This is a genomic window from Pseudoalteromonas piratica (assembly GCF_000788395.1).
Classification (GTDB): Bacteria; Pseudomonadota; Gammaproteobacteria; order Enterobacterales; family Alteromonadaceae; genus Pseudoalteromonas; species Pseudoalteromonas piratica.
Genome location: NZ_CP009888.1, coordinates 429,481 through 449,984 on the forward strand (window position 1 = coordinate 429,481; position 20,504 = coordinate 449,984).

Sequence of the window (20,504 nt, forward strand, 5' to 3'; positions counted from 1 at the left end):
AGATATTTATGAACACATTCTTTAAAAATTCCATATTACTATTGGCATTATCAGTAATGCCCGTCGATGCCAAACCATACGATAATTATCAGGCGAATGACCAAGTAGTACAATTTGCACCTGGCGTTATCTCAACGACGCAATTTGAGATCAACAGCGTATTTAATGAAGCCGGTGACAAAGTTATCTTTTCACGGTGTTCAAACGACTTTAAACATTGCACCATGATGCAGTCGTCTTACCAAAACAATCAATGGCAAGCGTCCACTATTCTGCCTTTTTCTGGTCAGTTTTTAGATGCAGATGCCTATTTCAACGCTGATTTTTCATATCTTTATTTTGTCTCAAAGCGACCTATTGATAATTCGGAACAAGAAGCGAGTAGCATCAACCTGTGGCGCGTTAGTCATCATAAAAATACATGGGGTACGCCAGAGTACTTAAATCACTTAAGCTCGTCTGAGCATGATTTGTATCCCTCTATCACCGCAAATGGTGATTTGTATTTTCCATCATTTAGAAATGAACAACGTTTACTTTATGTTGCAAAAGCGATTGGCAAATCTTTTGAAAAACCTGTAGCGCTGCCTTCTGAAATGTTCGGCGAAAAAGGTTTAATTGGTGACACTGTGGTATTACCGAATGGCAAAACCATCATTTTTAGTATGCGACGCGCTGATAGCTTAGGTGAAGGTGACTTATATGTTTCTCATAAAATAAATGGAAAATGGACCATCGCAAAGCATTTGGGAGATAAGGTGAATAGTAAAGATCATGAATTTACACCCATTGTATCGCCTGACGGCCAATATTTATTTTTTACACGTATTGAAAAGGGCGTTGGCAACCTCTATCAAATTTCATTGAGTGCTTTACCTATGTAAATTGCTAAACACTTGTAATTTAATCGCTTGGCTACCTTTATTTTTTAACGTTAGGTCGCCAAGTATTAAACAAGCTAAAAATTAAAGTGACCTCAGCCCCCTTTAGAAAACAAAGTGTTTGCAACCTACTCCAAAGCTATGCGTTTTTGAAAAACGACGATGTGTTTTTATTAAATCAGCTGAAAAGCCGCTGTTTTATGGGTGAAGTGGATAATCCATACAAAAAACCCAAGCATTTTAGCTTGGGCTTTTTATTGAATTTGATGAGTCAGCCGGTAAGCCGGGTTCTGTCGTGGATAATCATTCGTCTAGGCCTTGGATCGCTCCAAGGCTCAAGCAACCTACCCGGTTCCGATGTGGGCCACACCATAAGGAACCCTATTTGGTCTTGCTCCGGGTGGAGTTTACCTTGCAACCAACTGTTACCAGTGGCCCGGTGCGCTCTTACCGCACCCTTTCACCCTTACCAACCTAAGCTGGCGGTCTCCTCTCTGCTGCACTTGTCGTAGGCTCGCGCCCCCCAGCTGTTAGCTGGCACCCTGCCCTGTGGAGCCCGGACTTTCCTCCCCTTTACCCGTATACCCGAAAGTACAACGATAAAGCAGCGATTATCTGGCTGACTCAGGGCGACATTATACGGATTTTAACGTCGGCGGCTAGCTTTATTAGCACACATGCCAGGTAATTAAAGAATCTGCGGTGATTTTAATACCAACTCAACACGTCTATTTTGCTGCATATTTGTCTCGGTATCATTCGCCGCTTTTGGTGCAACTGGTCCAACACCAACTGGCGTTAAACGCTGCTTATCTATTTTGTAGTGTGTGACCAAAGAATTAACCACTTCTGCAGCACGGCGCTTTGATAAATCTTGGTTATAGCCAAACTTACCTTTGTTATCAGTATGACCCACTACATAAAGCGATACATTTTTAGTTTTTTTCAAAAAGTCAGCTATCTCAGCTAACTGTTTATCCGAACTTGCTTTAAGCGTGTGTTTATCAAAATCAAACTCAATACCATACAATGACACACTGCCTGTCGCTTGAATTTGTTTACCGAGCGTATCACTGTCTACATTAAGTGCTACTTGACTCATAGCTCGTTCTTCAATGATATCTACCACCATTTCCACATCATATTGACCGCGTTTTTGAGAGCTATACATGGTTGCATAGATTTTACCCTGAGCAGTCACTTTTTCAGCACTAAATAAATAGTAATGACTTTTACTGGTCAGATTATAAAAATCAGCCTCGTGATTTTTTGCATGAATGGTGTTTTTAATATTGTCGCGTATAGCATAATTACCGCAAGTTTTAGCACTACATTCATAAATAAGGCTAAATCCTGCTTTTTGTAATGCATTAATATAATTATGATGCACTGCGTAAGGCCCCACTTTGGGATCAATTCGATAACTGATAGTGGTAATTTTACCACTCACTTTTTTCGTCGGTATCGTCTTTTTATATGGCCCGATAATTAAAGGATATGATTCAAAATCATTCACCGCCGAAGCAACAATATAACTCCCGGGAAAGCGCTCAATCATAGGATGATCAACACTGCCTATCGCATCTTTTTTAGATGCTTTTAAACTAGTAAAATCAAGCTGTTTAATTTCAAAGTTGCTCGCAACAGTGATACCGCTATTTGGCATTTGCGTTTCAATAACCTGCTCATAGGCATTGAGCAAAACGTTGCGATGACCATTTTGTGCAAATACTTGAATTGTTTGTCGATTCCCCACCTCTCCTTTTATTGCTGAGAGATAACCAAAGCGATTGCTCCTAGCGCTTGTATAACTCACTTGGTAAATATTGTTATAGCGAAAGCTATCATCAATAGTTTTTCGGTAAGGTTTGGTAGAGCAATCTTTCAAGCATTTTGCCGCAACCGTAAAACCCTGAGCAATCAGTTTGTTTGCCAAGTCTTCAAGGTAATGGGAATAACTGATACCAGTCTGATTACCTTGCTGTTGAACATAAGACTTATATTGACCTGTAATTTCGACAGATTGCCCCCCTTCATTGTCCATCATAATTTCAACGGGGACGTACTCATATTGTGCACTACTAATAGTTTTGGCACTGTCATTTTTTGCTACGATTAAGCCATCTGAATTGGCCATTGCAAGTATTGGTAAGAGCGCGCATGAATATGCGAATGCTTTTTTAAACATCTATCTTCCTTAATCTGTTGTTTAAAATTTTAAAGCGCACTCACTATGCGCTTTGTGAGGGTTTGTTATCTATTCATGATCGAGCATTGCTTTATACAAAGCGTTTTTCTTTAAACCAAAATAATCCGCTGCAATGCCACAGGCTTTTTTCAACGGCATTTCACTTTGCAGTAATTCGATAAGCTTTATTGCCTCTGGTGAAATTTCATTTTTACTTGCTTGCTTACCTGGCAACATTAGTACAATTTCACCTTTTTGGCGTGCTGGATCTTCAGTTAAAAATGCTATTAACTCAACGACTGTACCACTAAAAAACGTTTCAAAACTCTTTGTAAGCTCTTTTGCCAATACCACTTTCTGATCATCACCCAAGGCGGCCTTTAAATCATCTAAGCTTGCCATAATACGGTGCGTACTTTCGTACATAATACTCGTCATACCTGAATTAAAGGCATCGACAAAGAAGTCCTGTCGCGCTTTGCTTTTGGCTGGCGTAAAGCCGATAAATTGAAAACGGTCGGTTGGTAATCCTGAGCAAGAGACCGCAGCAATCGCAGCACATGCGCCAGGAATAGGACTAACCATTGCGCCTTGTTCACGACACAAATTCACAACAGCATAACCAGGATCACTAATTAACGGGGTACCTGCATCAGACACCAGCGCAACATTTAAGCCTTGTTCTAACCAGCTTAACAGCTCACTCGCTTTTTGTTTTTCATTATGATCATGAACCGCAACTATTTTTGCTTGAATTGAAAAATGACTCAGCAGTTTATTTGTGTGGCGAGTATCTTCCGCAGCAATAATATCAACACTTTGCAATACATTCAGTGCACGCTGCGTTATATCCTCTAAATTACCAATTGGTGTTGCAACAACAAATAATTGACCTTGGTCGGCACTTTCGCCTGATGTACCTAAATTGCTTGGTTTCTGATTATTTGTCATTGAGCTCTCCTACAACAGTTTGTAATATATGACCTAATTGCATAGAAAAAGACTGAGATCAGCGTGAGACTAAAACTATTAGGGTTAATGGCTCTATTTTCCTTGTTATCAGCGTGTAGTACAACTGAAAAAACACCCGTTGTAGAACAGGTCAAAACTCAACCAAAAGTTGAGGTCGATCTCAATGCACAAAGTTTATATCAAAAAGCGCTTACTAAAAGAGATTTTGATAAGATTCAGCTGCTATATACTGCTCGAGACAAAGCAATTGAAGAACAAGATTGGCAACTTGTTATTACCATTTGCGAGTTACTGATCGAATCAGACGGTCCAGATACTGTGCGCAACCAGTTATATATTGCACTTGCTTATACACAACAACAAGATTACCACGCAGCACTGCGCACACTTGAATCTCTTAATGCCAAGCTCACATCACCGATGCATTTTTATTTACACCAAGAGATTTACGGTAATATTTACGCAGCTCAAGCATTGCCCCATAAAGCAGCTCCTTACTATATTCGTGCCTCAGAGACTGCAAATAAGCATCAATTTAACGCGAATAAACTTAACAAATCACTGTGGCAGGTGTTAAACCAATTATCAATAAAGCAGCTCGAAGCGTTAAATGAGGGCAGCAGTATTCAGCGCGGCTGGGTTAGCCTAGCACTCTATACGCAACTCTATATTGGTGATGCAACTTCTTTACAAGCAGCAATTAACAAGTGGGACTATGCTTACTCAAATCACCCTGCCAGCTTTGCATTGCCTGACGACATGCAAAAAATAATTAATGTAGAACCAATTCGCGTTAATAAAATTGCCGTCATTTTGCCGAGCAATCAAAGTAAGCAAAAAGCGCTGGCACAATCGTTAAAAGCAGGCGTTTTAGCTGCATCTGAAAACCATCCAGATCGTGAACTTCACTTTATTGATTCAGCGTTAACACCCGAGCAAATTTCCGAGCAACTCACGCTATTAAACCCTGATTTTGTGATTGGTCCTTTATTAAAAGCAAATATTGATAAATTGCAACAAGCAGGCACATTAGACGCTTACCCGAGCATGTTCCTTAATACAACACCACAAGCATTGCAATCTATTGACCATTTTGCATTCGCATTAAACCCTGAACATGAAGTTACACAAGCGGTTTACCATTTTGTAAATCAAGAGTTTAAAAAGCCGCTGGTGATTGCTCCTGGCAATCATTTAGGTCAACGCTTAGCAAATCACTTTACTAATCAATGGCTCGAATTTTCAGAAAATGAGCCGCAAATAGGCTTTTATGCTAATAAACGAGATGTTCAAAAAATGGTGCGAGAGCTGCTTGAAGTTGATAAAAGTAAACAACGCATTCGAGAGATAAGTTTAATGTTCAAGGGGCAACTGCATGATCAACCGCGTTCGCGTCGCGATATCGATGCCATTTATATCATTGCAGATGCCACTCAAACGCGTTTGCTGAAACCTTCATTTGACGTAAATATCTCACCGTTTGCGAAACGAATTCCTATTTTTGCCAGTTCGCGCAGTCACGATATCAAATCAGATAAAACCGACAAAAAAGACTTAGCAGGTTTATATTTTTCTGAAATTCCTTGGATGTTACCTCTCACAGGCACACAACAAACTCTTCGCAGCGATTTTGATGAAATATGGCCTGAGCGCTCTACTTTAGAACAACAATTATTTGCCATGGGGTTTGACGCTGTTCAGCTGATCCCACACTTAAGGCAATTACAAATGGTACCAGGAAAAACCTTAGCGGGGCTTACCGGCAACCTTACTGTAAATCAAGACGGTGATGTTGAGCGACAATTGAAGTGGGCTCAATATCGAGAAAAACAAATAGTGACGCTTGATATTAAGACGGAAAAACCAACACCGTTATTTATTAAAAACCATCAGCAAGAAACGCAGGAAGCAACACTATAAGGTATAGGGAATACAATGGGATGGACCTCAAAGTTATTCAAAAACAGTAAAGAGAAAGGTAACTTTTTCGAACTGCAAGCAGAGCACTATTTAAAACAACAAGGCTTGCAAACTGTAACACGAAATTTTAGTTGCCGTTATGGCGAGCTCGATTTGATAATGAAAGAAGGGGCGACCTTAGTATTTGTTGAAGTGAAATATCGGAAATCCAATGCATTTGGTGGGGCAATTAATGCGCTATCAGAAGCAAAGCAACAAAAACTAACGCGTACTATCTATTATTATTTGAAACAAAATAGCCTAGAAGATTGTCCATTTAGAGTCGACTTTGTTGCCATAAATGGGCAAAATTCTTATCAATATACTTGGATAAAAAGCGCATTTTAGTATGCAAGAACTCGTTAAAGAAATTTACACCGAAAGTATTCAAGCCCAAATTGCGGCTGGAGAAGCGCTACCTAGTGCACTTGAATCAGCTGCACTGACAATAGTGCAAAGCCTTATAAATGGTAATAAAGTGCTTTGTTGTGGCGGGAGCAATAACTACATGTTGGCTTCACATTTTGCCAATTTGCTCGTTAATTTTTACGAAACAGAGCGACCTTGCTTACCCGCTATCGCATTAAGTAATGAACTTACACATTTATCAAGTTACGCAACGCCAGCAATGAATGATAGCTTTTCCCGCCAAGTGCGTGCTTATGGGCAACCTGGTGACTTACTCGTTGTAATCACGGTCACAGGTAATGAGAAAGAGATAATTAGTGCCGTTGAGGCTGCCCTGACTAAAGATATGCAAGTGATCGTACTAAGTGGAAATGACGGCGGGGAACTCGCAGGCCTACTCGGGCCTAATGATGTTGAAATACGCGTACCTTCCAAAAGACCAAGCAGAATTATCGAGTCTCACTTATTTAATATTCATTGTTTAAGTGAGTTAATCGATTTAACCCTCTTTCCACAGGATGATAGTTAATGAAGTTTAAACTTGCATTTATTGCATCAGTATTGCTACTTCAAGGTTGCAGTGCTGCTATTGTTGCTGGCACCGCAGGTGCTGTTACATCAGCAACTGACCGTCGCACACTCGGTACTCAGATTGATGACAACAACCTTGAAATCAAAGCAACGCTCGCATTAAAAGATGATGAACAATTAGCAAAGTTCAGTAATATTATTGTTGTCAGTTTAAACGGCCGTGTATTACTAATTGGCCAAGCACCCACAACCGAAATGCGTGCGAAAGCCGAAACAATTGTTAAGCAGATCCGTGGTGTAGAGAAAATTCACAACCAAATTCGCATTGGCAATATTACTGGAATAAATACTAAAACTTACGATACATGGCTCACCTCAAAAGTAAAAACCATGTTGTTAAAAGAAGAAAATGTAAGTGCGAATGATATTAAAGTGATCACAGAGAATAGCGAAGTATTTTTAATGGGCTTAGTGACCGAGAAAGAGGCTAATTTGGCAGCCGATGTCGCCCGTCATGTGTCTGGCGTAGAAAAAGTCATTAAAGTGTTTGAGTATCTATAAAACAAAAGGCGCACAATGCGCCTTTTTTCATAAAATAAGAATAATAAAATGCGCTATTTTTTCGTTTTCCTACTCGTTGTTATCTCTTCATCCTTAACTGCAAAGCTCCATATGGCAACTCCCTACAGTGAGCGAGTATACGTCACCCAAACTAGCAAAGAATTCTCGAGTAGGTTAAGCCAAGAGTTAAATCTTGAAATCGTATTTCATGGCGCTGAAAGTCTCTACAAACATAACGAGATTTACCGCGCCGTTCGCACTAATCAAATCCAGTTTGGTGAGATATTTATTGCGCAACTCAGTAACCATGCGGCAATTTTCCAATTAGATAATTTACCTTTTATCGCTTCTAACTTTGACGATGCCAAGTTGCTTTGGCAAGTGCAACAACAAACACTAAAGGAACGTTTAGCCAAAGATGGGCTACACTTACTATTTGCCAATCCATGGCCAGCTCAGGGATTATTCACACAACAAGCTATTACTTCAAGCGAGCAATTAACTGGCCTAAAAGTAAGGAGCTACAGTGCAATTACAGCTAGATTAGCTGACCACTTAAAAATGATTCCAACCAGTGTTTCCAGCGCAGAAATAGCCCAAGCATTCGCAACAGGTATGATTGAAGCCATGATAACTTCACCTTCAACTGGCGTCTCAAGCCGTGCTTGGCAGTTTAGCCAGTATTACACCCCTATCAACGCTTGGATCCCAAAAAATATGGTGATTATGAACCACCAACTCTATAGCAGCCTATCGCAACAACAAAAACAAAAAATCAAAACAATTTCGGAGAATTATCAAGAACTTGCATGGCAACGCGCTGAACAACAAACCTTACAGATGACTAACCAATTAACACAACAAGGTATGCAACTAGCCACGGTCACGCCACAACTAAGCCAAGCATTCAATGCTGTAGGTCAGAAAATGGCTGGAACATGGCTTGCCGAAGCAACTCGCAGCGAGCAAGTAACCTTAACACGTTATTTAGAGGCTAAGCATGCTGTCTCAAATTAACCGTCTTAATGTAACACTCAGCATACTGTGTATTTTTGCCATCTTTGTGTTGGTTTTAATGCAAGTAATTTTAAGAGCGTTTAACTTATACATTCCCTCGCTCAATGAAATTTCTGGCTACTTACTAATTTGTAGTTTCTTTTTGGCTCTTGGCTACAGTTTTGAGCAAGCTAAGCACATTCGTGTGTCACTGATTTTTGAGCTTCATAATCCTAAACTCAGTCATATGGCTGAACTATTCAGTTACGTACTTGCTTCACTTATAAGCGTATTTATTTCATATGCACTGTTACAACTCACTCTCGATTCTTATCAATTTAAAGAAGTGTCTAGCGGTGAAATTGCAATTTTAGAATGGCCTATTCAGGCAATATTAGTTTATGCCAGCGTAATAATGACATTGACCATTGGTTTAAAAGGGTGGGAGGTATTACGTGGACATCGTTAGTTTAAGCATCATTTTAGCCGGGGTTTTTGCTGTATTATTGCTAACAGGCGTGTGGATAGGTTTTAGTTTAATTGGTGTTTCACTATTGGCATTATTATTAAATGGTAATACTGCTATAGAGTTAATTTTCGCTGGCACTGCATTTGCCCATTTAACCCCTTGGTCGCTTATTGCGCTGCCCTTATTTATCTGGATGGGGGAGTTACTTTACAAAGCGAAAGTTGCCGATGACTTATTCAATGGTTTAAGCCCATTACTTACTAAGTTACCTGGTGGTCACTTACATATCAATGTGTTTGGTTCTGGCATTTTTGCTGCTCTGTCAGGCTCTTCTGCGGCTACTGCCGCAACAATTGGCCGTATGACAATTCCCGAGCTAAAGAAACGCGGCTATAACGAGCAAGATATTTACGGCTCTCTCGCTGGTTCTGCCACGCTTGGATTACTGATCCCACCTTCTATTATTCTGATTGTATACGGTGTCGCAGCCGATATCTCAATCGCGGATCTGTTTATCGCGGGTATTCTACCGGGCTTAATCTTGCTGTTAATGTTTTCAAGCTATATTGCCATTCGTGGCTTTAAACAGCCAAAAGCGACCTTTCAAGCAACATCTAAGGGCAGCCCTTGGCAGCTTTTACCCATTATTTCACTTATTGTGTTTGTTATCACAGCTATATATTTTGGTTTTGCGACGCCAAGTGAATCTGCAGCACTCGGAATTGTTGGCAGTTTTATTTTAATAAAAGCTAAGAAGAAACTGTCGTTTAGCTTGATAAAAGAAAGTCTTATTGATGCTGCGTTGACTAGTGCAATGATCTTATTAATTTTACTTGGTGCCAGCTTTGTTACTATCGCTATGGGCTTTTTACAATTACCGGCTACACTTGCTACTTGGATTGCCAGCTTAGAGCTCAGCAATTACCAGCTGCTTATATGCCTTACTTTGGCGTTTATTGTGTTAGGGCTCTTTTTGGATGGCATTTCTATTATTGTTCTAACCGCAGCCATTTTATTACCAATTGTTGAGTTAGCTGGAATTGATCTAATTTGGTTTGGTATTTATTTGGTGATTGTTGTTGAGATATCACAAATTACGCCACCCATTGGTTTTAATCTATTTGTTTTAAAGTCATTGACCAATGCATCACTCTCACAGCTTGCTCGCGCATGTGTACCATACTTTATAATCATGCTAATGATGTTAGGATTATTGGTGATGTTTCCACATATAGTGATTGGACTATAACAAGGTTAAAGTTTAGAGATAAAAAAACCGGCTTTCGCCGGTTTTTTAAACGTGTTTATTTAATCACTTTCAAATGTGAACCACGCTTTTTAGGTGGCTCATCATTGTTATCGCCCTCAGGCTTCGCTTCCTCTAAGGGGCTTACTTCATGCTCTTCATACTCTGAAAAATCTTCAGGTGTGAAAACTGTACCTTCACCATTTTCACGAGCATAAATGGCAAGTACCGCACCAACAGGTACAACAACACGCATTGGCTGACCACCAAAGCGAGCATTGAAACTCACTTCATGATTATCCATATGGAACTGTGCAACCGCTGTAGGGTTAATGTTTAAAACAATTTGTCCATCTTGTACAAACTGCATAGGCACAACCACATTTGGAAAGTCAGCATTAACAACTAAATGTGGCGTACATTGATTGTCGACAATCCAATCAAAGAAAGCGCGAAGTAAATAAGGGCGATTAGAAGTCATTAAAGTCTAATCTCACGCTCAGCTTCAGTTAAAGACGCTTGGAAAGACTCACGCTCAAATAAACGCATCATATAGTCTTTCATCTCTTTACTACCTTGACCTGTCAATTCAATGCCAAGCTCAGGTAAGCGCCATAATAACGGGGCTAAGTAACAATCGATTAAGCTGAATTCTTCACTCATAAAGTAAGGCGCTTCACCAAAAATTGGTGCTACAGCTAAAAGGCCTTCTGTTAATTCACGACGTGAAGTTTCAACATCAACACCTGCAGAGATCTTCTTCGCTAAGCTGTACCAATCGTTTTCAATGCGGTGCATCATTAAACGACTACGGCCACGCATCACTGGGTATACAGGCATTAATGGTGGGTGAGGAAAACGCTCGTCTAGATATTCCATGATGATGTTTGCTTCGTATAAACCAAGCTCACGATCGATCAGGGTCGGTACTGTGCCATAAGGGTTAATTTCGTGTAACGCTTCTGGCAAATTGTCCTTTTCTGCTAGGTGAATATCAACACTCACGCCTTTCTCTGCAAGTACAATACGTACTTGGTGGCTATACATACAGTTTTCACCTGAAAACAGTGTCATCACAGGGCGCTTATTGGCAGCTACAGCCATGCTTTCCTCCAGTATATTAAAAACAGCAATAGGGGCTTAAGCCCCTATTACAAATTTTGTGCTAAAAAGTGTGCAAATTAATGCACATCTCTCCAGTATTCTTTCTTCAGTAAGAACGCTAGGATAAATAGGATTACTAGGAAACCTAATACCTTATAACCAATCGCTTCTGACTGTAGACGTGTTGGTTCACCAACATACGCTAAGAAGTTAGTTAAGTCACGAACAGCGTGGTCATACTCGTCGTCGCTCATTTCGCCTGAACCATCAGTCGTAATTTCAACTACTTTCTGAACTTTCACACCGTGCTCTTCAACTTCCTCAAAACGAGCCGTTGGTACACCTTGCAACTCTTGCAATACGTGTGGCATACCCACTGATGGGAATACAGAGTTGTTTACACCAAATGGACGGCTTTCATCTACATAGAAAGACTTAAGGTAAGTGTAAATCCAATCTGCACCACGAACACGTGCTACTAATGTTAAATCTGGTGGTGGAGCACCAAACCACTTAGCTGCATCGTCTTGCTCGATAGCGTTAAGAATGTGACTACCTACTTTTGAACCATCAAAAATAAGTTGCTCTTCACCAACTTTAGTTGGAATACCAATATCACGGAATGTACGCTCATAACGTTGGTACTGCATTTGGTGACAACCTAAGCAGTAGTTCATGAACAATTTAGCACCACGTTGTAAAGACGCTTTATCCGTTAAATCATGGTTCGCATCTAATAGTGGAACCGACGGGCCTGCTGCCATTGTTAATGAAGGCAACAAAGCGAATAAACCAATAATTAGCTTTTTCATCATTTCGTTAACCTCTCTGGCAGTGGCTTAGTCTTTTCGTTTTTACTGTAGAAGAACAGTAATACGAAGAACATGAAGTAAGTTACAGTCGTAATTTGTGATAACACAGTTTTAAAGTCTGTTTGTGGTGTTGCACCAACCCAACCAAGGATGATGAAAGTAACAACAAACTGAGCAATGTTTAACTTGTGGAAACCACAACGGTAACGAATTGATTTCACTTTACCACGGTCAATCCAAGGTAATAACGCAAGCACAACAATTGATGCACCCATCGCGATTACACCTAGTAGCTTATCAGGGATAGCACGTAGGATTGCGTAGAACGGTGTGAAGTACCAAACAGGGAAAATATGTTCAGGTGTCTTCAGCGGGTTTGCAGCTTCAAAGTTTGGCGCTTCTAGGAAGAAACCACCCATTTCTGGTGCAAAGAAAACAACCCAACAGAACAAGATTAAGAAACCTGTCACACCCACAATATCTTTAACTGTGTAGTAAGGGTGGAATGGAATCGCATCAACGATGTCTTTCTTGCTTGTATAGTATTCGTGGAACTTAAATTTCGCTTTATCTTCTTCAGCAACAGTGCCTTTCTTACGCTTAATTTCAACGCCGTCTGGGTTGTTAGAACCCACTTCGTGAAGTGCAATAATGTGTAAGAAAATTAAGATAACGAGTACCAGTGGTAATGCAATTACGTGTAGTGCGAAGAAGCGGTTAAGCGTTGCACCTGAAATTACGTAGTCACCACGGATCCATTGAGTTAGGTCTTCACCAATTACCGGAATTGCACCAAACAGTGAAATGATTACCTGTGCACCCCAGAAAGACATTTGTCCCCAAGGTAATAAGTAACCCATAAATGCTTCAGCCATTAGCGCTAAGAAGATGAACATACCGAATAACCACAGTAATTCACGTGGCTTTTGGTAAGAACCGTAGATCATGCCACGGAACATGTGTAGGTAAACAACAACGAAGAATGCAGAAGCACCCGTTGAGTGTAAATAACGCAGTAACCAGCCGTACTCAACATCACGCATGATGTATTCAACTGATGCGAACGCACCTTCTGCTGAAGGAACATAGTTCATTGTTAACCAAATACCCGTAACGATTTGGTTAACAAGTACTAGCATGGCAAGTGAGCCAAAGAAGTACCAGAAGTTAAAGTTTTTCGGCGCAGGATATTGAGCAATGTGCATATTCCAAACGCGAGTCATCGGAATACGTTGATCAATCCAGTCGATAATATTAGCAAACATTACGCAGCCCCTTCTTCTCCACCAACTAAGATAGTGGTGTCATCAATGAATGTGTAAGGAGGGATCTCTAGGTTTAATGGTGCTGGTACAGCTTGGAAAACACGGCCAGCCATATCAAACTTAGAACCATGACAAGGACAGAAGAAACCGTCTTCAGTACCTTCAACCTTTTCACCAAAACCACCGTTAAGGAAAGTTGGTGAACAACCAAGGTGAGTACAAATACCTACAGCAACAAAGATATTCTCTTTTTGCGAACGGTACGCATTTTTTGCGAACTCTGGTTGTTGCGGCTCGTCAGAATTAGGGTCACGAAGTTGACCTTCGTGAGCTTTCATCTGCTCAAGCATTTTTGGTGTACGATTGATAACCCATACAGGTTTACCTCGCCACTCAACACGAATTAATTGTCCTGGCTCAAGCTTCGAGATATCAACTTCTACAGGCGCGCCTGCAGATTTTGCTCTCTCACTTGGGTTCCACGACGCGATAAAAGGAACAGCAGCCCCTACAGCTCCCACACCACCAACAACAGAAGTTGCGATAGTTAGAAAGCGACGGCGGCTATTGTCTACTGGCGCATTGCTCATCCACTCATCTCCACTATGATTCCCAACACTTGCCATATTGAGAACATCAGTTACAGCAGTTTAAATTTTGACTTTACAAAATAGGTGCGATCATAAATAAAAGCCTTGATTAAAACAAGGTTATACGGGTCTTCAAGCACAATTAAATTGTATTTTAGTTCGATTTATTTGAAATCACGAACACACAGCCTAAAACTGTGAAAATTCTGTGCTTTTGCAGAGCTTACCCAAAAATGAATAAGTGAGTCCTGATAGAGATCAAAACTCTGCAAAAGTAAGTGTGAAATTCAAAGTTATTATACCAATTCTGTTAACTATGTGATCAGTGATAGCGTTAGATAAATGAAATGATAACAAGGCGGAATTTTTCTTATGTAGTTGTTCTACATTGATAAATTCTAACGCAGTTAGCATGATATTTAGTCCGCTAGGATGATCAGCTATTTAAGTGAGTTGGTATTAGTCGCTAAATTATGCTTTTCTGGCCACATTTGATGCAAGCCAGAGTATAGCAACCTGCGGGAGGATTAACCAATGAAATAAGCGAGGAAATTCCTCGCTTTAGACTAATTTGTGACTAAAATGTGAAAGAAAATCCAACGGAAGGACGCATTTCAAAGTCATCGCTCTGCTCGTTTAAAATCAAATCATCTGTCGATTTTACTTTAGTGTAGTCAAGATCAATGTAAGCAGTATTGTCTTTGGCATATAAGTTCATCACTTCCAAAATGAGTAACGCATCTAAACCAAAGAAGTCTGTTTTACGCTCAAATCGTACGTCTAAGCGATGATATGTGTCGAAACGTTCTGAAAATGGTTCGCCATACTCAGGTAAGAAATTCCCCTCAAATTCAGGGTTTTCTCGAACTCCAACGATAGGCGTGTAAGATTGACCACTGCGCGCAGTGAAGTTGAAACCGCCATTCCAGCGTTCACTAATTTGGTAATTAAACACCATATTAAACACCAGTGGTGTGTCGGCATAGTAGTCGCGAGTGATATCACGGCGTTCATCAGTACGTTCACTTTTGCCATAACTTAAACTCATCCAACCGTACCAACGATCGGTTTTGTTTTTATTAATCAGTAAATCGACACCATAAGCTCTTCCCGTAACATCATTGCTATAACGTAAATAGTGGTCAGCATCGTTTTCAGTAAGCGCTAACGGTAAGTTATCCATAGTTTTGTAATAGGTTTCAATTGACCAACTCCAGTCATCCGCCAAAAACTGCTGATAACCAACAACCGATTGATTTGCTGTTTGCGACTTTAAATTGGGGTTACCTGTATCTTCTAAAATCGTGTCAATTTCTTGCAAGCGATTGTAACTACCATATTTAGCCCATACAGACTGTGTTTGATTAATATGATACGTTAATCCTAAGCGAGGATGAGTAAACGCTTCATCACTGTAATCATTTTTTTGATGCTGCACACCAACATCAGCAATTATCGAGTCGGTAATCGTATATTGATAATTTGCACCGATAAAATAACTACCAATATCCACCTCTCTTTTCCCCGTTATGCGCTCTCCTTTTGTAAGCTCACAATCAGGGTCAAGCTCGGTACAAACATACAAAAAGGTATCGTATTCATAACTAATCGTTTTATCGAAATAAGCGGCATCAAAAGTAAGTAAGTCATCACCAGCAACATTAAAACTTAATCGCCATTTATAAGTTATGAGATCTTCTTTTTCTTCTTCAAAATAGCCTCTAGGCGTTATTGGGCTGCGGCCGTAATCTAATCGTCCAGAATGTGATAATGCACCTAAACCGGCTTTAGCTTGAAAACCTTTGCCATAATGATCCCAAATAATATTTTGGCTATCGAAGGAGCGAGAGAAATCTGCATCGCCTTGAAAATCCGGATTTTTAAGTGATAAGTCCGCTCGCTCACTAAAGCTTGCTGCGGCACTATCCTCTGCCCCCGTGAACAATACACTTAATACATTACTACTATTAACATCCCAGACAAATTTGCTTTGGTAATCATAGTCATCTGGCGCTTCATTAACCGTTATGCCTGTACTTTCTCCATCTTCATCTTCGATTTCTTCACCTTCTGAAAAAAATAATGGCAATGTGCTTTTTCGCCCAGAAAGGTAAAAAGCGATATCATCGGTCAGCGCCCCTTCAACAAAAACCCCCGCTTTAAACATAGTAAAATCAACTGTGGTTTTGATATTCTGATTTTTTGGGTTGCGCAGTGTGACATCAAATACAGCACCGGTTGCATCACTAAAACTTGTGCCATAGCCTGCGGAATAAAGGCGAAAGTCTTGCACTAAGTATTTATTAAAAATCGAGCTGCCAAAGTCATGGAAAATATAACCTGCAGGCATAAAGTCAACTTCAAAGTAATTATCATCTGGCGATGAACCTCTAACAGCAGGCTCCCCCATTGAACCGCCTGCGGCAACCACACCGGGTAATGCATATACCGCTAGCAATGGGTCACCTAACGCACCAGGCATATTAATCAGCTTTTCAGCATCTTCGGTAATTTCAGTAAGCACACTTGAGCGTTTCGATACCACTTGAATGCGTTCAATATTTGGTTCATTGCTTTGCTTAGCAAATGTACTATTGGCAAAAACGGCTGCTATTGCCGCTGCCACCAATGACATACGTTTAAATGAAGTCATATCATTTCCTTGATACAATTTATTTGTAGAGTAAGTAACGCGGAAATTTTACTGCTTCACACTGTAAGTGACTGTGGGAAATTGTTGAGAAGTGTAGTGAGGCGTAACAAAGGGTTTTGGCAATAATTTTACCAGTTCACTTAAGTAACTAGTCATCCTGTCGGACTAATTATCATGCTTACTACGTTAGAATTTATCAATGGAGAACAACTACATAAGAAGAACCACGCCTAGTTATCGTTTCATGGTTACAGCGCTAACCTTGCACACGTACTTAACAAAATTGGTATTAGAAAGTTGATAAAAACTAAAAAGAAGGAATTTTAGGCAATAAAAAACCCGAGCAAAAACTCGGGTTTTGTAATTCTTGTAAACGTAAAAAATTAACGTTTTGAGAATTGAGTGTTCTTACGTGCTTTCTTAAGACCCACTTTCTTACGCTCAACTTTACGAGCGTCGCGAGTAACGAAGCCAGCTTTACGAAGTGGTGAACGAAGAGACTCGTCAAACTCCATAAGCGCACGAGTAATACCGTGACGGATAGCACCCGCTTGACCAGTAGAACCACCACCTTCAACAGTGATGTAAAGGTCAAACTTTTCAGTCATTTCAACTAGCTCTAACGGCTGACGAACAACCATGCGAGAAGTTTCGCGACCGAAATATTCTTCGATAGAACGTTGATTGATTACGATGTTGCCAGTACCTGGGCGTAAGAATACGCGAGCACTTGAACTTTTACGACGACCTGTACCGTAGTATTGATTTGCCATGAGTTATGCTCCTTAAATGTCCAGTACTTGAGGCTGTTGAGCAACGTGTGCGTGCTCTGAACCTGCGTATACTTTTAGTTTACGGTACATTTCACGACCTAGAGGGCCTTTTGGTAACATACCTTTAACTGCTTTTTCGATGATCATTTCAGGCTTTTTAGCTTGAAGCTTATCGAAAGTGATAGACTTAAGACCACCTGGGAAACCAGTGTGAGCATAGTACATCTTATCAGTCGTCTTGTTACCTGTTACAGTAACTTTCTCAGCGTTAATAACGATGATGTAATCACCAGTATCTACGTGAGGAGTATATTCAGCTTTATGCTTACCGCGTAGACGGCGAGCGATTTCAGTAGCGATACGACCTAAAGTTTTGCCTTCAGCGTCAACTACGTACCAGTCACGTTTTACAGATTCTGGCTTAGCAACAAACGTTTTCATTTATTAAAAATCCAATGTTTACAATTTAAAAACCACAAGCAGAAAAATTTCTGCTGCTCTATTACACTTGCTTCAACCCCTTCGAGCTCAAGACTTAAAACCCTCAGCTGTGGCTAAACTAACCGAGGTAGAACGGTAAGTGGCGGACGCGGATTATAGCAAGGCCTGGATAGTTTTTCTACTAATAATTTGAGGAAAATAAAGGTTTTTGGCTGCGAGTAAGGGGTTGAGTAGGATTTTGAAACATTGAGTAAAATTTCAGCACTTACCTCCATGTATTTTAATAAACCCCATCCATGGGGCTCATGTCACTTTTCTTTGTCTCGCCAAAAATAAAGTAACCAAAAGAAAGGCGGCCGTACAATCAAACTTAACCCTCAAAGTAGCTTTAAATTTAAAGATAAACGTCATAAATCGATATCCCTATCTCAGTATGACTTACTCGACACGCTCCGCTTCCAGTCTCGTATTATCAATTAAAACCCACTTGTCGGGTTTGATTGAAACGGAATGGCTAGCTTGATGGCGTTTATGTTCACATTTAAAAATTATTTGAAGATAAGTTTGATTTCGGGGCGGCTTTTATTACGAAATACATACGTATATTTCACCCTTCGGGCCAGCTTCGCTGTTCAAATTTATTCCCGATAAATTTGTGGTTCGTTTTTACCGATTAAAAAAGAATGAACGAGTGCACCATGGATGGTGCAAGATAATAACAGGGAAGTAGAAACAAAAATGAACTTAATCACTAAGACTAAATGCCCACTTCCACAACAAAATAAACTACCCTACAATCAACCTCTCATCCAGCAACCTCCCCTGTATTGCTACAAACATAAAATAATCACCATAAGAAAAAGATTATGTATTTAAAATCACTGCTTACAGCAATACTATTTTCAAGCTTTTCACTAAACGCGACGCAAAGCCTAGATGCGAAACAATGGCGTTTCGCAGTAGACCCACACGGCAGTACTGCAAGCTATGAAGAACCATTAGTAAAAAAAGATTATGTGGGTATAGCGTTCAACCGCGTACCACGTGTCGATAAGCAAAATAATTCATGGGTGGAGTTAATTTACGATCTGCCCAAAAAATCCCTGGAAGGTATCACAAGTATCGAGATCACTTATCAAAGCGATAAACCGTTAGTGGTTAAGTTATCGCAGAAAGATTATGGTGGAACAGGTGATAAAAGTTATGCGCACTATCAAACAATATTGCCAAGTGCGAATAAATGGCAAACGCACTCATTAACTTTCGATAATTTCAGCCGCCCAAAATGGACACCAAGCTGGTCTAAAGATAAAGGCGTCACAAAAGCTAATGTTTCTGCACTTTATTTTGTGCCAAATCTAACCGATGAAAAAGGCGGTAACGCGTGGCTAAAAATTAAAAAAGTAAAGTTGCAGTAGAAAAGAAAGGTTAAAGAAACTAGGCCTAAGTTCTAGTTTCTTTACGTTAAACACGTCTCGTTAGGCTAAATGCTCACGCCCTAAGTACTCTAAACTTTGCATTTCTTGTAAGCGGCTAATACAGCGTTTAAATTCAAAGTCTAAAATACCGCCTGTATAAAGTTCTTCTAACGGTGCGATGGCAGAAATAATTAATGTAACATTGCGCTCGTAAAACTCATCAACCAAAGCAATAAAGCGGCGCGCTGCATCATCGTTAGCATGTTCTGAACCCATATATTTTACATTTGAAAGTAGCACAGTGTGATAAATCCGGCTGAGCTCCATGTAATCTACTTGGCTGCGCGCAGTTTCGCATAGCTCGCTAAATTCAAACATTACAATACTGTCAGCTTCCATTCGAGTTGTTAGATTGCGCCCTTCAACCTCGATAACTTTGTCTTTATGACCAGGCTCTGGCGATAACTTATCAAAGTATTCATATAAATTTTTATCTGCTTGAGCATCTAGTGGGCTATGATAGATCTCCGCTTGTTCCAGTGTACGCAAACGGTAATCAATACCCGAATCAACATTAACCACTTCGGTATTTGCTTTAACTAAATCGATCGCAGGCAAAAATCGCGCACGCTGAAGACCATTGCGATATAGCTCATCAGGTACAATATTGGACGTAGCAACTAAAACGATATCGCGTTTGAATAGCTCCTGCATCAAGCCACCAAGCAACATTGCATCGGTTATATCTTGCACAAAAAATTCATCAAAACAGATAATATCGGCTTCACTTTTAAATTTATCTGCCACCTTTTCAAGAGGATCTTGAACGTCTTTAAGCAGTTTAAGCTCATCATGTACGCGATGCATAAAGCGGTGAAAATGCACACGCATTTTGCGCTCAAATGGCAAGGCTTCAAAAAACGTATCAACAAGATAAGTTTTGCCACGCCCTACGCCACCCCAAAAATATAACCCTTTGATTTCACGTTTTTCAGGCTTTGAGAAAAGCTTGGCAAAGAAACCTTTTTTAACTGGAGGTTGCGCCGTTAAATCGTCATATAAACGCTGCAAATGTCGCACCGCATTTTCTTGCGCGGCATCATGGTGAAAATCATCACGCGTCAAATCTTGTTGATATTTTTGCCAAGGGGTCATCATAAATACAAAGAGTTACTTAAAATTTGATGTAAAATATTAACACGAGCGCAATCAAAGCGTATATTTAAAGTATGTATTT

20 protein-coding genes and 1 other RNA gene are annotated in these 20,504 nt (G+C 40.1%); 9 read left to right on the plus strand and 12 right to left on the minus strand.

Annotated elements, in window-relative coordinates; genetic code table 11:
- The first annotated feature begins 8 nt into the window (after window positions 1–8).
- The gene (locus OM33_RS01820) at window positions 9–884 is read left to right on the plus strand and encodes a TolB family protein (RefSeq protein ID WP_081990988.1); all 876 of its coding nucleotides are present in this window, start codon (window positions 9–11) and stop codon (window positions 882–884) included.
- 260 nt (window positions 885–1,144) lie between these two features.
- On the opposite strand, the gene rnpB is transcribed toward OM33_RS01820, so the two are convergent.
- The 3 genes from rnpB to rsmI form a co-directional block, all read right to left on the minus strand.
- An RNA gene (rnpB, locus tag OM33_RS22095) (RNase P RNA component class A) lies at window positions 1,145–1,508 on the minus strand.
- Window positions 1,509–1,569: 61 nt separating this feature from the next.
- Window positions 1,570–3,069, minus strand: coding sequence for an OmpA family protein (locus OM33_RS01825; RefSeq protein ID WP_038637978.1), 1,500 nt, complete (start codon window positions 3,067–3,069; stop codon window positions 1,570–1,572).
- Window positions 3,070–3,138: 69 nt separating this feature from the next.
- A complete protein-coding gene (gene rsmI, locus OM33_RS01830; protein ID WP_038637981.1) occupies window positions 3,139–4,020 on the minus strand; it encodes a 16S rRNA (cytidine(1402)-2'-O)-methyltransferase in 882 nt (293 codons plus the stop codon).
- Window positions 4,021–4,083: 63 nt separating this feature from the next.
- Between rsmI and OM33_RS01835 the strand changes: the two genes are divergently transcribed.
- From OM33_RS01835 to OM33_RS01865, 7 genes are read left to right on the plus strand one after another with little or no spacing between them, the layout of a single operon-like run.
- Window positions 4,084–5,961, plus strand: a complete 1,878-nt coding sequence (locus OM33_RS01835; protein ID WP_038637984.1) for a penicillin-binding protein activator — start codon at window positions 4,084–4,086, stop codon at window positions 5,959–5,961.
- A 15-nt stretch (window positions 5,962–5,976) separates the two neighbouring features.
- Entirely contained in the window at window positions 5,977–6,348 is a 372-nt protein-coding gene (locus tag OM33_RS01840) for a YraN family protein (RefSeq protein ID WP_038637987.1), read from the plus strand.
- A 1-nt stretch (window position 6,349) separates the two neighbouring features.
- Window positions 6,350–6,937: an SIS domain-containing protein gene (locus OM33_RS01845; RefSeq protein WP_038637990.1), complete on the plus strand. Its 588-nt coding sequence runs from the start codon at window positions 6,350–6,352 to the stop codon at window positions 6,935–6,937.
- Complete coding sequence (gene dolP / locus OM33_RS01850; protein ID WP_038637993.1) at window positions 6,937–7,500, plus strand: division/outer membrane stress-associated lipid-binding lipoprotein; 564 nt, start codon at window positions 6,937–6,939, stop codon at window positions 7,498–7,500. The genes OM33_RS01845 and dolP overlap by 1 nt, the downstream gene beginning before the upstream one ends.
- 48 nt (window positions 7,501–7,548) lie before the next feature.
- Window positions 7,549–8,517, plus strand: a complete 969-nt coding sequence (locus OM33_RS01855) for a TRAP transporter substrate-binding protein (RefSeq protein ID WP_052140863.1) — start codon at window positions 7,549–7,551, stop codon at window positions 8,515–8,517.
- On the plus strand, window positions 8,501–8,965 hold the full coding sequence (locus OM33_RS01860; RefSeq protein ID WP_038637996.1) for a TRAP transporter small permease: 465 nt from the start codon (window positions 8,501–8,503) through the stop codon (window positions 8,963–8,965). Before OM33_RS01855 ends, OM33_RS01860 begins: the two co-directional genes overlap by 17 nt.
- A complete protein-coding gene (locus OM33_RS01865) occupies window positions 8,952–10,214 on the plus strand; it encodes a TRAP transporter large permease (RefSeq protein ID WP_038637999.1) in 1,263 nt (420 codons plus the stop codon). The genes OM33_RS01860 and OM33_RS01865 overlap by 14 nt, the downstream gene beginning before the upstream one ends.
- Window positions 10,215–10,269: 55 nt before the next feature.
- On the opposite strand, the gene OM33_RS01870 is transcribed toward OM33_RS01865, so the two are convergent.
- The 8 genes from OM33_RS01870 to rplM all read right to left on the minus strand — a co-directional run bounded on the left by OM33_RS01870 (window position 10,270) and on the right by rplM (window position 17,849).
- The gene (locus OM33_RS01870) at window positions 10,270–10,692 is read right to left on the minus strand and encodes a ClpXP protease specificity-enhancing factor (RefSeq protein WP_038638001.1); all 423 of its coding nucleotides are present in this window, start codon (window positions 10,690–10,692) and stop codon (window positions 10,270–10,272) included.
- Window positions 10,692–11,315: a stringent starvation protein SspA gene (sspA, locus tag OM33_RS01875; protein ID WP_038638005.1), complete on the minus strand. Its 624-nt coding sequence runs from the start codon at window positions 11,313–11,315 to the stop codon at window positions 10,692–10,694. Before sspA ends, OM33_RS01870 begins: the two co-directional genes overlap by 1 nt.
- Before the next feature lie 77 nt (window positions 11,316–11,392).
- The gene (locus tag OM33_RS01880) at window positions 11,393–12,130 is read right to left on the minus strand and encodes a cytochrome c1 (protein ID WP_038638008.1); all 738 of its coding nucleotides are present in this window, start codon (window positions 12,128–12,130) and stop codon (window positions 11,393–11,395) included.
- Window positions 12,127–13,392, minus strand: coding sequence for a cytochrome b (locus tag OM33_RS01885; RefSeq protein WP_038638011.1), 1,266 nt, complete (start codon window positions 13,390–13,392; stop codon window positions 12,127–12,129). The genes OM33_RS01880 and OM33_RS01885 overlap by 4 nt, the downstream gene beginning before the upstream one ends.
- The gene (petA, locus tag OM33_RS01890) at window positions 13,392–13,982 is read right to left on the minus strand and encodes a ubiquinol-cytochrome c reductase iron-sulfur subunit (protein WP_038638014.1); all 591 of its coding nucleotides are present in this window, start codon (window positions 13,980–13,982) and stop codon (window positions 13,392–13,394) included. Before petA ends, OM33_RS01885 begins: the two co-directional genes overlap by 1 nt.
- A gap of 577 nt (window positions 13,983–14,559) precedes the next feature.
- Window positions 14,560–16,635 (minus strand): TonB-dependent receptor plug domain-containing protein, encoded by a 2,076-nt coding sequence (locus OM33_RS01895; RefSeq protein ID WP_038638017.1) that lies wholly within the window; start codon window positions 16,633–16,635, stop codon window positions 14,560–14,562.
- Between the two features lie 383 nt (window positions 16,636–17,018).
- Window positions 17,019–17,408 (minus strand): 30S ribosomal protein S9, encoded by a 390-nt coding sequence (gene rpsI / locus OM33_RS01900; RefSeq protein ID WP_038638019.1) that lies wholly within the window; start codon window positions 17,406–17,408, stop codon window positions 17,019–17,021.
- Window positions 17,409–17,420: 12 nt separating this feature from the next.
- Window positions 17,421–17,849 carry a 50S ribosomal protein L13 gene (rplM, locus tag OM33_RS01905; RefSeq protein WP_010561590.1) on the minus strand — a complete coding sequence of 143 codons (429 nt, stop codon included), beginning with the start codon at window positions 17,847–17,849 and terminating at the stop codon, window positions 17,421–17,423.
- A gap of 866 nt (window positions 17,850–18,715) precedes the next feature.
- On the opposite strand from rplM, the gene OM33_RS01910 reads away from it, so the two are divergent.
- Window positions 18,716–19,267 carry a hypothetical protein gene (locus tag OM33_RS01910; RefSeq protein WP_038638025.1) on the plus strand — a complete coding sequence of 184 codons (552 nt, stop codon included), beginning with the start codon at window positions 18,716–18,718 and terminating at the stop codon, window positions 19,265–19,267.
- Window positions 19,268–19,327: 60 nt separating this feature from the next.
- Here OM33_RS01910 and zapE read toward each other — a convergent pair whose 3' ends face one another.
- Window positions 19,328–20,422 (minus strand): cell division protein ZapE, encoded by a 1,095-nt coding sequence (zapE, locus tag OM33_RS01915; RefSeq protein ID WP_038642901.1) that lies wholly within the window; start codon window positions 20,420–20,422, stop codon window positions 19,328–19,330.
- Between the last annotated feature and the right edge of the window lie 82 nt (window positions 20,423–20,504).

What these genes read in the sequence shown, in the direction of transcription:
- zapE (WP_038642901.1), bottom strand. Translation starts at nt 20,422, where the DNA reads ATGACCCCTTGGCAAAAATATCAACAAGATTTGACGCGTGATGATTTT.
- rplM (WP_010561590.1), bottom strand. Translation starts at nt 17,849, where the DNA reads ATGAAAACGTTTGTTGCTAAGCCAGAATCTGTAAAACGTGACTGGTAC.
- sspA (WP_038638005.1), bottom strand. Translation starts at nt 11,315, where the DNA reads ATGGCTGTAGCTGCCAATAAGCGCCCTGTGATGACACTGTTTTCAGGT.
- OM33_RS01870 (WP_038638001.1), bottom strand. Translation starts at nt 10,692, where the DNA reads ATGACTTCTAATCGCCCTTATTTACTTCGCGCTTTCTTTGATTGGATT.
- dolP (WP_038637993.1), top strand. Translation starts at nt 6,937, where the DNA reads ATGAAGTTTAAACTTGCATTTATTGCATCAGTATTGCTACTTCAAGGT.
- OM33_RS01880 (WP_038638008.1), bottom strand. Translation starts at nt 12,130, where the DNA reads ATGATGAAAAAGCTAATTATTGGTTTATTCGCTTTGTTGCCTTCATTA.
- OM33_RS01860 (WP_038637996.1), top strand. Translation starts at nt 8,501, where the DNA reads ATGCTGTCTCAAATTAACCGTCTTAATGTAACACTCAGCATACTGTGT.
- OM33_RS01840 (WP_038637987.1), top strand. Translation starts at nt 5,977, where the DNA reads ATGGGATGGACCTCAAAGTTATTCAAAAACAGTAAAGAGAAAGGTAAC.
- OM33_RS01825 (WP_038637978.1), bottom strand. Translation starts at nt 3,069, where the DNA reads ATGTTTAAAAAAGCATTCGCATATTCATGCGCGCTCTTACCAATACTT.
- rsmI (WP_038637981.1), bottom strand. Translation starts at nt 4,020, where the DNA reads ATGACAAATAATCAGAAACCAAGCAATTTAGGTACATCAGGCGAAAGT.
- OM33_RS01855 (WP_052140863.1), top strand. Translation starts at nt 7,549, where the DNA reads ATGCGCTATTTTTTCGTTTTCCTACTCGTTGTTATCTCTTCATCCTTA.
- OM33_RS01910 (WP_038638025.1), top strand. Translation starts at nt 18,716, where the DNA reads ATGTATTTAAAATCACTGCTTACAGCAATACTATTTTCAAGCTTTTCA.
- OM33_RS01845 (WP_038637990.1), top strand. Translation starts at nt 6,350, where the DNA reads ATGCAAGAACTCGTTAAAGAAATTTACACCGAAAGTATTCAAGCCCAA.
- OM33_RS01895 (WP_038638017.1), bottom strand. Translation starts at nt 16,635, where the DNA reads ATGACTTCATTTAAACGTATGTCATTGGTGGCAGCGGCAATAGCAGCC.
- petA (WP_038638014.1), bottom strand. Translation starts at nt 13,982, where the DNA reads ATGAGCAATGCGCCAGTAGACAATAGCCGCCGTCGCTTTCTAACTATC.
- OM33_RS01820 (WP_081990988.1), top strand. Translation starts at nt 9, where the DNA reads ATGAACACATTCTTTAAAAATTCCATATTACTATTGGCATTATCAGTA.
- OM33_RS01885 (WP_038638011.1), bottom strand. Translation starts at nt 13,392, where the DNA reads ATGTTTGCTAATATTATCGACTGGATTGATCAACGTATTCCGATGACT.
- rpsI (WP_038638019.1), bottom strand. Translation starts at nt 17,408, where the DNA reads ATGGCAAATCAATACTACGGTACAGGTCGTCGTAAAAGTTCAAGTGCT.